Genomic DNA, 11,709 nt, shown 5'->3' with positions numbered 1-11,709 from the left:
ATTAGAAATAATAACGCTTGAATGCTTCCATTGCAGTATATTCTGCAAGTCCCAAATCATTAAATCTATCTGCTGTTTTCTTGGTTCGTTCTTCCACTCTTACCCAGAATTCTCTCGAATCTTCACCTTGAAACATCACATTGTCTTTTTGAGATTGGTGGTAAAAAATAGCTTTACGTTTTCTCAACACTTGATCTTCGCTCATAGGAACAGCCATTTCAATCTCTTGCGGTTCCCATTCGTGCCAAGCGCCTCGGTACAACCAAACCCAACAATCGTTCATAAATGATTCCGTTTTCAAACGTTCAATTGCTGTAAAAATAGCATCCAAACACACTTTATGTGTGCCATGTGGGTCGGCTAAATCTCCTGCTGCATAAATTTGATGAGGTTTAACAGTAGTGATTAAATCCCTAATTATAGTGATATCTTGCTCTCCTAAATGGTTCTTTTTAACCGTACCTGTTTCATAAAAAGGCATGTCCAAAAAATGTACTTGCTCATCCGGAAGTCCAAAAAATCGAGTTGCTCCTAAAGATTCTTTTCGGCGAATTTGTCCTTTTATTTTCCGAATCAATAGTTCCGTTTGACGATCTATTTTTTTGGTTTGTAAAGCTTGAACAACTCCTTTTAAATCAGGATTAGCTTCTGGAAAAATAGACACGGCTACCTCAGCATAACGCAAGGCTTCTTCGTCTGAAACTGCAATATTTCCCGAAGTTTGATACGCCACATGTACTTCATGTCCTTGTTCTACTAATCGGTCAAAAGTGCCTCCCATCGAAATTACATCATCATCTGGGTGCGGACTAAAAATCAACACTCTTTTCTTAGCTGGCAAAGCTCTTTCAGGGCGGTTGCTATCATCTGCATTAGGTTTCCCCCCTGGCCAACCGGTTATCGTTCGTTGTAATGTATTAAACATTTTAATATTCAAGTCGTAGGCTACTCCTTCTTCTGCCAACAAACCAGACATTCCAAAATCATTATAATCCTTATCATTTAGTTTTAAAACTGGCTTGTTTACTCGTTCGCAAAGCCAAACAATCGCACTGCTTTTTAATGCTTCAGTCCAAGCGCATGAAGATACCAACCAAGGTGTTTTTATACGTGTTAATTGGGAAGCCGCCTCATTGTCTAATACAAATGTGGTATTGGAATGCTCTTGCAGATAAGTAGCAGGAACTTGTGAAGAAATTTCACCCTCAATAGTTTCTTTCACTACCGAAGCTTTATTTTCTCCCCACGCCAAAAGCACGATTCGTTTTGCTTTTTTGATAGTGCCAATTCCCATTGTAATAGCACGTCTTGGGACATTATTTATTCCTAAAAAAGAGGAAGCTGCATCGACTCTAGTAATATGAGCTAACGTAATATTTCGAGTTCCTGAATTGGCATGTGAACCTGGCTCGTTAAAGCCAATATGTCCAGTTCGTCCAATGCCTAGCAATTGAAAATCCAAACCTCCTGCCGCCAAAATAGCTGCGTCATATTCCATACAGAATTGGTCTAAATTTTCTGGAGCTACCATTCCGTCTGGAATGTGTATGTTTTTCGGGTTAATATCGATATGTTTAAAAAGATGATCGTGCATAAAGTAATGATAGCTTTCTACATTTTCCTTTTCCATTGGATAGTATTCATCCAAATTGAATGTAATCACATTATGAAAACTCAAGCCTTCTTCTTTATGTAATCGGATTAATTCTGAATATACCTTTATTGGCGAAGAGCCAGTAGCTAACCCTAAAACGCAGGTTACATTTTCTTTTTGTTTTTGCAGAATTAAATCTGCCATTTCTCTGGCTACTGCTTTGGAACCAATTTCTGATGAATTGACAATAACATTGTGAATTTTTTCAAATCGGGTTTCTTCAAACTGACCTGGTGTCTTGTATGAAATAGTGCTGGATTGAGGGGCGTTTTTTTGCATTATTTGTAGGTTTAGAATTTGATTTTTGCTTGTGATGAAATAGCTACACCGAATAATTAGGCATAGACAGTCGTCACTATCAAAGATAAGTTATTCTTAAATTAGTTAAATCAAAAATATTCAGATTTATTACTCTGCTAAAACCGCTCTCGAAATCACAATTTTCTGAATTTCAGAAGTACCTTCATAAATTTGGGTAATTTTAGCATCGCGCATCATACGTTCCACATGGTATTCTTTCACATACCCATTCCCACCGTGAATTTGAACTGCCTCAATAGCAGTATCCATAGCCACTTGTGAAGCATACAGCTTTGCCATTGCCCCACTCACATCATAATTGTAATGACTGTCTTTATCCCAAGCTGCTTTCATACAAAGATGGCGAGCCGCTTCAATACTTACCGCCATATCAGCTAATTTAAAAGCAATAGCTTGATGATTACAAATTTCAGTGCCAAAGGCTTTTCGTTCTTTTGAATATTTCAACGCTAATTCATAGGCTCCAGACGCAATTCCTAAAGCTTGCGCTGCAATCCCGATACGTCCTCCAGCTAAGGTTTTCATGGCAAACTTAAATCCAAATCCGTCCTCGCCAATGCGATTGGATTTAGGTACTTTAACATCCGAGAACATCAAAGAATGCGTATCTGATCCTCTGATTCCCATTTTTTGTTCTTTGGGACCAATTAAAAAACCAGGCATATCCTTAGTCATAATCAAAGCATTAATTCCCTTGCTTTTTTTGGCAACATCCGTTTGTGCAATTACTATATAAAAAGAGGCTGTATTGCCATTGGTAATCCAATTTTTAGTTCCGTTAACCAAATAATAATCCCCCATATCAATAGCGGTAGTTTTTTGCGAAGTAGCATCACTTCCTGCTTCGGGTTCGCTTAAACAGAAAGCCCCATGAATTTCGCCCGAAGCTAATTTAGGCAACCATTCTTGTTTTTGTTCTTCGGTGCCAAAAGTCTGTAGTCCCCAACACACCAACGAATTATTTACTGACATTACCACCGAAGCCGAAGCATCTACTTTGGAAATTTCTTCCATTGCCAACACATACGAAATCGTATCGAGTCCGCTTCCTCCATATTTTGGATCCACCATCATGCCCATAAAACCCAACTCACCCATCTTCTTGACCTGTTCTGCAGGAAAAATTTGCTTTTCATCTCGTTCAATTACACCTGGTAATAATTCATTTTGAGCAAAATCACGCGCCGCTTGCTGAATCATTTTATGTTCTTCGGTTAGGCTAAAATCCATAATAATATAAAATAATTAGATTGATTTGTTATAAAAATACAATCAAAGATACTTTTTAAAACGGAATTTTGATCATTCTCATTCAAAATTTAAGTATTGAAACTGCAACTATTCCTTTTCACTCTTGACAATTTTTAGTACATTTCGGCGTTTTTAAAAAAGTCTTTTACTATTAAACACTATTCATGAGTTTCACTCCTTCTTCAGACCAAAAAAAATCCCTAGCTTTTTCGCTTATTATCTACGCGACGATGTTGTTGATTTTATTTTTCATCCGCTTTTGGCCGCCATCCAATTTGGCAGAGCTAGCTGGTGGTGGCGGTGGTGGTGTTTCTGTTAATTTTGGAGACAGCGACCTAGGATCTGGAAGTAATTATGAAAGCGAGGTACTTGAAGTTCAAAACCAAGTTAAAGAAACACCTACAACTAATACTCCAGACGAGTCCATAATTGTGCAAGAAAATAGTAATGAAGAGACTGTTGTGATCCCTAAAAAAGAAAAAACAGAACAAAAAACTACAGTAGTTAAAGAAGAAATAAAACCCGAAGTAGTCAAACCTAAAGTTTCGAATACAACCAACGACGCCTTGTCTAGCATTTTAAAAGGGGCTAACAAAGGGGGCGATGGCGATGATAAAACAGCAGGAAATAAAGGAAAGTCTAACGGAAGTTTGAGTGCCACAAGCTATTATGGCAATGGCGGTTCCGGAGGAGGAACTGGTGGAGGCAATGGCACAGGTAACGGAATAGGTAACGGCAGTGGCTACGGAGCGGGATCTGGTGGTGGTTCAGGCAATGGAATTGGAGGAGGTTATTCTTTAGGTAATAGAAAAGCAATTTCTAAACCCGCACCAAAATATACATGTAATGAAGAAGGTAAAGTGGTTGTAGAGGTTTCAGTAGATCGAAACGGAAGAACTATCAACGCCATAGCAGGGATCAAAGGAACTACTAATACTGCTAAATGTTTATTGGAACAAGCTAAATTAGCCGCAATGAATACCAAATGGGATGCTAGTAGCGACGCTCCCGAAAAACAAGTTGGAAAAATTGTTTATAATTTCAATTTGAATTAAAAAGAGGTGGATTTAATTCGTTATTCTTGTCAAACTGAACTTGTTTCAGTTTCTTAAAATAATTGATTTATATTTTATATAGATTCCGAAATATCCCTAAGTGTCGGGACGGGATGACAAAATAAATACTTATTATACCATATTCACATACAACATTCCTCTACTTAGGACTTGTAGCAATCACAAATTTCAAATTGTTTCGAACACCTATTTGCAATACATCCACTAAATCCTGTACTTGCAAATTGAACGGAATTCGTACCACAACTGTTTGGTCTTTTTCGCCGTTCATCTTAGCCATTAAGGTACTTTCTAAAGCTTCGAAAGTAACTGACTCTTTATCGATGTAGAATTTTTTATCTTCAGTAACCGACAAACTTATAAATTGTTTGTTTGTTTTTTCATTGGCTTGCGCCTTTGGCAAAGTCATTTTAATCACATTAGGATTAGCTAAGGTGGAAATGATTAGAAAAAACAACAATAAAAAAAACATAATATCACTCAGTGACGAGGTAGCCACTTCAGCATGAAATCTTCTTTTACGTTTAATTGACATATTTATGCTTTTTGAATAATATTGACAAATTCTAAAATTTGTTTCTGAATCTTCAAGGCAAAATTATCAATTTTACCATTCAACAAGTGGTAGGCACTATACGCAACAATCCCCACGATAAGTCCAGAACCACTACTAATCATTTTTTCGTACAATCCTCCAGAAATATTACCAATACTGATGTTTTCCGTCACCGAAATACTGTAAAAAATCTTAATTACTCCAGAAATAGTTCCAATAAATCCTAATGTTGGGGCAATCCCTGCGATTAACCCTAAATGACCCAAACGACTTTCCATTTGTGCAATTTCGATATCGGCAGCACGATCCATATTCGATTCGATTTCAGCAATAGGTCTTCCAATTACTAAAATACCTTCTTTCAAGATGTTTCCCGCAGCTGAATTACTTCTTTCAACAATACTTCTGGCTAAATCTAAATTACCTAAATGCAATTGATCTCTTACATCTACCATCAATCGACTGTCAATAGCCGAAGCTTTACTGATGTATAAATAACGTTCAATGATTACATATATAGTATAGAACAATAAAATAGCAATTGGAATCAAAAAGAAACCACCTTTTAAAATAAATTCTAATACTGAGATTTCATTATTAGTAGCAATCTTCTCGATAACCACATTAGATGCTGCGTTGGCAAGGGTGTCAGACTGTAATTGTAGTAAACTAACCATATATTATTCTTATTTTTTAAGCTTTAATTCTAAAATTTGTTTGAAATTTGCAATAAAGATACTTTTCGATGCAATAGTAAACTAAAAAAATCGAAAAATATTTTAAACAATTACTTTTTTTCTAACAAAATGACCTATCCTGAAACTTTAAACTGGCTGTTCAATCAACTCCCGATGTACCAACTTCAGGGGGCTTCAGCATACAAGAAAGATTTAACTAATGTCCACCTATTAATGGACTATCTAGAACATCCTGAAGAGCAATTACAATGCATTCATGTAGCAGGAACAAATGGCAAAGGCTCTAGTTCGCATATGCTAGCTTCTGTCCTTCAAGAAGCAGGGTACAAAGTAGGTTTATACACCTCACCGCATTTAAAAGACTTTAGAGAACGCATCAAAATTAATGGCATGATGATTCCTGAAGACTTTGTTTGCGATTTTGTCAACCAACATCAATCGTTTTTTGAAGCCAATGACATGAGTTTCTTTGAAATGAGTGTTGGATTAGCTTTCGATTATTTTGCCAAAGAAAAAATAGACATTGCGATCATTGAAGTCGGAATGGGAGGTCGACTAGACGCTACCAATATCATTACCCCTTTAGTCTCAGTAATTACTAATATAGGTTTGGATCATACTCAATTCTTAGGAAACACTTTAGCGGCAATCGCAACTGAAAAAGCCGGAATCATCAAACCGCAAATTCCAGTAGTCATTGGGGAATATACTCCTGAGACTCAACCGGTTTTTTTGGCAACTGCCAATGTAAATCAAAGCAACCTCTACTTTGCCTCAGATTTGATTACCAATACCTATCCGTCTGATTTAATTGGCGATTACCAAATTCACAACAAAAAAACAGTGATACAGACTCTTACTGTATTAAATCAATATACTGCATTTCAAACTAACGAGTCGCACTGGAAAAAAGGTTTATCTCAAGTAGTCAAAAACACAGGACTCCAAGGCCGTTGGCAACAATTGGGCGAATCTCCTAAAATAATTTGCGACACAGCGCACAATACCCATGGACTAACTATTGTGTTACGCCAAATCCAAAAAGAAGTATTTGACAGCTTACATATCGTTTTAGGAGTAGTCAATGATAAAGATTTGAACGAAGTTTTGCCTTTATTCCCAAAAAATGCCATTTACTATTTTTGTAAACCTAATATTCCTCGAGGACTTGACGCCTCTATTTTAGCTCAAAAAGCAAGTCTATACGAATTGAATGGGGAAATATATAATTCTGTTTCAGTCGCTTACGCCCAAGCCAAGCAAAATGCGCAGTCTTCTGATTTTATCTACGTGGGTGGAAGCACTTTTGTTGTAGCAGAAATTTTATAATTTTTTTTCTTTTTTTCTTGCAAATACAAAAAACAGGTGTATATTTGCACTCGCAATAAGGGAATGAAAATTGACATATTGCAATCGGGCGATTAGCTCAGCTGGTTCAGAGCACCTCGTTTACACCGAGGGGGTCGGGGGTTCGAACCCCTCATCGCCCACCATAAGGGACTTAACTAATTTTTTAGTTAAGTCCTTTTTCTTTTTAGCTCGTAAACCCTTATTAATACTAGCAATTTCATTTAGGATTGGATTCAAATTAGCGGTTCGAAGATTTTTATTTTCAAAACGTATTTCTTTTTCGAATATCGAACCAATTATCTTTCTTTTGTGTTCTAGATTAGCGTTATTGTATTGATTATCAATCTCCACAAACTTTTCTGTTGCAGTTTTATAGAGTTCTACTAGCTTTTTATTGTCCTCTGACGATGCTTCTTTGGATTTGAGTTCTGCTCGGATATTCTCATAGCGTTCTTTAGCCAATTCATATCCTTCTTTGTCTATATCTCCATCGATGTATAAGTCTTGCAACTTAACTAGTTTATCTTCGATTGATTTCAGATGCTCATAATGTTTTGGTCCCAATGCTTTTTGCTTGGTATCTTGGGTTAGTTTCTCTTTGATGATTTCAAAATACAATTCTTGGAATTGTTTATCAAAGGTGATATCTGCTAAAAAGTCATTTACTTGTTGATGTACTTCTTCAGAAGTATACCTACCCTTACAGGGACTCACGCAGTGGTAATAGCTATAGTATTGCGTTCTCCCTTTTGATTTGCTGGCAGTCATTTGTTTGTTACAAACAGGACAGCATAAAAATCCTTTCAAAGGAAAGTTCTCATTGTACGTCTTAGGCGCTTTTTGCTTTCCTTTCTTTCTACCATACATCACTTGTTGTACTTTATCAAACAATGCTTTGGTAATGATAGGTTCGTGAATGCCTTCTACTATGGTTTCTTTCTCGTCCTTGTAGGCTTTTATAAACACACCCCCATAATAGAGATGGTTATCTAAATTTCTTGCAAAAACCGTTTTACTCGAATTAAATCCTTTAGCTTGTAGTTTATAGAGTACTTCATTACGCTGGTAGTTTCCTGTTGCCATCAGTTCAAAAGCTTCCTGCATATACTTGGCATCTTCGTTTGGAATCAAAAGAGGCTTTTTTAAGGCATCTTTTCCATTATCGTATCCTTTAGGAGCATTCCCTACATATCTACCTTCTTTGAACGCTCTTCGCATTCCTGAGATAACATTAAGTGAACGACGGTGATTTTCTACCTCTGGCATAGAAAGATACACTGCAAGCATTAATCCTTGTTCTGGAATAGTTAAATCTAGTGGTTGTTCAATGGCGTTGACCTGAATGGCTAGTTCATTAAACACTCCTATCATTTGATAGGATTCGGCAGTATTTCTAGAGAACCTATCCCATTTGATGAATATCATTTGGTGAATGTCCTTTTTGTTTTTCTTGCAGTACTCCAATAATTTCTTAAACTCAGGTCGCTTGAATGTTTTAGCCGAGTAATCTTCTCTGAAGATATGCAGCACGTTTAAATTATTGTTTTGGCAATAATTAAGTAGCTTCTGCTCTTGGTCTCGAAGAGAATAACCTCTTCCTGCTTGCTCGTCTGTGGAGACCCTAACGTAAAGTATAACATTTTTCATTTTAGGCTTGCTGTTTTAAGATGGTTAATAGTGCAACTCGCTAGCATTTCTGCCAGTAGAAGTACTTCTTTGATTTGTTGGTCAGTTAATTTTTTGTTTCTGTTTTTGTTTACAATTTGTTTGGCTTTTTCTAAATCCATTTTGACTCTCAGACAAAAAGAAGCAGGACATACTTGTTTTTGTAATCAGTCGATTTTGTGCTAGGGAACACCTAGGACTTTAATTTATTTGATTGTTTTCTCTTTTAGTATTTTTAATTACTAGATGTTTATCATTTCGGTAAGTTACCTCTACCTTTTCATATTGTTTTAAACCCAGTATTTTTCGTATTTCTTTTGCGTTATCTCCTTTGACATCGATTTCCTTTGTTAAATCAAACGTAATATGCTCAGAGTCGTATTTGATAATGCTAATTTTTTTACAAGTATCATCATTCAAGGCTTTGAGTAATTTTTTTTCATGCGAATTGAATAATCCAAAGGCAATACAATATTTATCAAAATTTTGGTCTTCAAATAATTGGGAAACTAAAGGAAGGATTGGAATGTTTATTAATGTGTCGTTTGAAAAATGGGTAGCATATAGTTTATATAATTTTTCTTTTTCTTCTACTGAAGCATTATTGTTATTGGGTACAATTAGAAAATCTAATTCTGAAGTACTTGTTTCTTTAATGATTACTATAGAAACCGCTGTTTGTAAAAGCAAAACATTTGTCAGTAGGCTTCCGATATATTTAAAAGCAATTACAGATTCTTCATCTATTTTTCTATCTAATAAACCATCTAGTTCTTTGTCTTCTAGTTGTTGTTTAGCTTCTTGATGGAACTCAATTGGAATACGCTCTAAAATAGAAGAAATGAATTCTTCCCTAGAAAGCGACCCTAACTTTTGCTCGTCTGCTTTCACTACAGTGAACATAAACTTCTTCAATTCAAAAATTGTTTTTAAGTCAATGTTTAGATTTCGAAGTTCTTTTATAATTAAAACCCAAAGTGCTTCATAAACATTCAAAAACACCTTTTTTCTTTGAACATCTACTTTCTCGTCATTTTCTGTTGGAACTTTCTCGTTTAACAAGCCTTCTTTTTTCCAATTAAAATACAGCCTTGGATGAATATCCAAAGGTTTCAAAGGAATTTTCTTTTCTGTCAGTAAAGGGTAATAATCTAAAATTGACACCATATTTTGCTCTATTTGATTCTGCAAATGTAATCAATAATTTATTTAATCATAAAATATAGTTAAAAATAGATAAAAAATATTTAATAAACAAGAATTGCTTACATCCAAAATGTAAAGCGGTTATAGAATACTACAAAAGTCCAATAAATTGTTTTGCAACAGCAATTACAAAAAAACATTTTGATTATTGAAACGACATTAAAAAAAACACGAAGGCTATTCATTTGAAAAAGCACTTAAAACAATTACCATTCAATAAAGAAATTAATAACTACAGCTACTTCTTCATTATTAATTTTGAAATAGTAAAATCACTCCGTTTTAAATAAAATGTATGTAAGGGTGTAAAACTGTTTTTGCTTAATAAAAAATAGTATAGTTCTTTAAACGAATCAAAGTCATTTTCTTTTTATTCAATATTGAAGAAGTCGTAATTACTTTGTATAAGTAAAACGAAGTAAACTAAGCTATTATTTTGTTTTAATAATTGTTTGATTCAACTATTAGAAAACCATTACAAAACTCACCAAAACGAATAGTCTTCTTATTAAATAAAAAAAGCGGTTTGCTGTATGTAAGATAATACTAAATTGTTGCCCCCAACAAATTTACAAACCGCCAAGATCCCAAATCTTAATTCAAAGATAGTAATTGTTACTTTTATGCAAACAAATTGGAATAGTTAATTTCTAATAGTTTGTAAAGGAGTAGTAATCCAATTTTGTAGTGCTAAATACAACCAATATTACCAAACAATTTAACTAATGAATTGTATAAGAAAAGATACTATTGCAATTATTTAAAATAGAAAGAAATCAATAATTATAATTAATAGCATTTGTTTTGTTTGTATTGCGTTTTTTTTAATAAAAACGAGTACTACTTTTTATAAAGAAACAGCAAAGAAGTAGTAAAGAAAACAAAAAAGAAAAGCATTACAACAGACTAATGAATTGATTAGTAAAATAGCTTAAATACAAACCATTATAAACTCTCTATAATTCGTAAACAAACACAACCATTTTTCAACGATTATTGACTGTTTGTTTCTTTAGAATTTTCTTTACATTTTTTTGACTAAAAAAGGGTGTTTAAGTAGTAGTTCGGAATGTTTTTTTAACCTTCAGACTTGCAACAATTTGCTCTTACAATTATAAATAATATTCTAAATAATAAAAAATATCTTTTATAATACACCTTAAAAAATAGCTTTTTTGAAGCTGTTTTTAATGAAATAGACGTGAATTTTTATACAGCAGATGCATTCCTTTTTTTTGACAAATTGAACAGACGATAGCTTGTTTTTAAGCTCAAAAAAACTCAATATATTTGTTCTCTAGATTTAGCAACATTCTTTCTTTTCACGTCGTTATTAACCCCTGAATGATAATGATTGGCTATAAAAGATTTTCTAACATTATGGAGTCTACTAAAATTTATTTATATTATTAGAGAAGCTAACATAATTAGGTTCTTACTTTTAAAAAAAATTTACCACCCTCCAACAAATGTTCAGTCAATTTTTTTTAGTTTTTACAGTTATCTAATTTAAAATAGTCTTTTGTTGCTCAAAAAATTAGAATAATTAACTGATTCCTAAGAATGTAAAATTCAGGTATTCTGATTCTAAAATTTTATTCCTAACATTACGATCAGTTAGAAATATCCCAAAAATCCAAAACCAATATTTAAAAATTTAAGTATTGATTTTTAAAAAAACTAGAAAAATTATAGAACTTCAGCCAAAGAAAGATTAAATTATTTGTAACTAAATTTTTCTAGTTTTTTATTTAAATTTAATTTATTCCGTAATTATCCCCAAAGTTAAAAGTGAGTGAGAAACGGAGTGTGTTTTCTAACGGGTTTCTTATTTTTGAAGATGAAAATAAATACGAAACATCAATTTTTGCAGTTGTATATTTGAATCCAGCACCTAATGAAAAGTATTGTCTGGCTCCTTTAACGGGACTT

9 protein-coding genes and 1 tRNA gene are annotated in these 11,709 nt (G+C 33.9%); 3 read left to right on the top strand and 7 right to left on the bottom strand.

Annotated features, from left to right (window positions below; all coding sequences use genetic code 11):
• Position 1 precedes the first annotated feature (1 nt).
• The gene (gene nagB / locus RMR09_RS02440) at positions 2 to 1,933 is read right to left on the bottom strand and encodes a glucosamine-6-phosphate deaminase (protein ID WP_310594252.1); all 1,932 of its coding nucleotides are present in this window, start codon (positions 1,931 to 1,933) and stop codon (positions 2 to 4) included.
• Positions 1,934 to 2,062: 129 nt separating this feature from the next.
• On the bottom strand, positions 2,063 to 3,205 hold the full coding sequence (locus RMR09_RS02435) for an acyl-CoA dehydrogenase family protein (protein ID WP_310594251.1): 1,143 nt from the start codon (positions 3,203 to 3,205) through the stop codon (positions 2,063 to 2,065).
• Positions 3,206 to 3,390: 185 nt separating this feature from the next.
• Here RMR09_RS02435 and RMR09_RS02430 point away from each other — a divergent pair, with 185 nt between their 5' ends.
• Positions 3,391 to 4,281, top strand: coding sequence for an energy transducer TonB (locus RMR09_RS02430; RefSeq protein WP_310594250.1), 891 nt, complete (start codon positions 3,391 to 3,393; stop codon positions 4,279 to 4,281).
• Between the two features lie 160 nt (positions 4,282 to 4,441).
• Here RMR09_RS02430 and RMR09_RS02425 read toward each other — a convergent pair whose 3' ends face one another.
• Together RMR09_RS02425 and RMR09_RS02420 are read right to left on the bottom strand one after the other, a co-directional pair.
• Complete coding sequence (locus RMR09_RS02425) at positions 4,442 to 4,837, bottom strand: biopolymer transporter ExbD (protein WP_310594249.1); 396 nt, start codon at positions 4,835 to 4,837, stop codon at positions 4,442 to 4,444.
• A 2-nt stretch (positions 4,838 to 4,839) separates the two neighbouring features.
• Positions 4,840 to 5,535, bottom strand: a complete 696-nt coding sequence (locus tag RMR09_RS02420) for a MotA/TolQ/ExbB proton channel family protein (protein ID WP_310594248.1) — start codon at positions 5,533 to 5,535, stop codon at positions 4,840 to 4,842.
• A gap of 129 nt (positions 5,536 to 5,664) precedes the next feature.
• Here RMR09_RS02420 and RMR09_RS02415 point away from each other — a divergent pair, with 129 nt between their 5' ends.
• A complete protein-coding gene (locus tag RMR09_RS02415; protein ID WP_310594247.1) occupies positions 5,665 to 6,885 on the top strand; it encodes a folylpolyglutamate synthase/dihydrofolate synthase family protein in 1,221 nt (406 codons plus the stop codon).
• A gap of 86 nt (positions 6,886 to 6,971) precedes the next feature.
• Positions 6,972 to 7,049: transfer RNA gene (locus tag RMR09_RS02410), tRNA-Val, on the top strand.
• Here the strand turns inward: RMR09_RS02410 and RMR09_RS11360 are convergent.
• The 3 genes from RMR09_RS11360 to RMR09_RS02400 all read right to left on the bottom strand — a co-directional run bounded on the left by RMR09_RS11360 (position 7,006) and on the right by RMR09_RS02400 (position 9,738).
• Entirely contained in the window at positions 7,006 to 8,553 is a 1,548-nt protein-coding gene (locus RMR09_RS11360) for a recombinase family protein (protein ID WP_409070951.1), read from the bottom strand. The two genes, RMR09_RS02410 and RMR09_RS11360, sit on opposite strands and share 44 nt — an antisense overlap.
• On the bottom strand, positions 8,550 to 8,693 hold the full coding sequence (locus RMR09_RS02405; protein ID WP_310594246.1) for a hypothetical protein: 144 nt from the start codon (positions 8,691 to 8,693) through the stop codon (positions 8,550 to 8,552). The genes RMR09_RS11360 and RMR09_RS02405 overlap by 4 nt, the downstream gene beginning before the upstream one ends.
• A 79-nt stretch (positions 8,694 to 8,772) precedes the next feature.
• Positions 8,773 to 9,738 carry a hypothetical protein gene (locus RMR09_RS02400; protein WP_310594245.1) on the bottom strand — a complete coding sequence of 322 codons (966 nt, stop codon included), beginning with the start codon at positions 9,736 to 9,738 and terminating at the stop codon, positions 8,773 to 8,775.
• Between the last annotated feature and the right edge of the window lie 1,971 nt (positions 9,739 to 11,709).

It is taken from the genome of Flavobacterium sp. (assembly GCF_031537875.1).
In the GTDB taxonomy this organism is placed as follows: domain Bacteria; phylum Bacteroidota; class Bacteroidia; order Flavobacteriales; family Flavobacteriaceae; genus Flavobacterium.
Note: the sequence above shows the minus strand (reverse complement) of the source record. Positions and strands in the feature narration are given on the sequence as shown.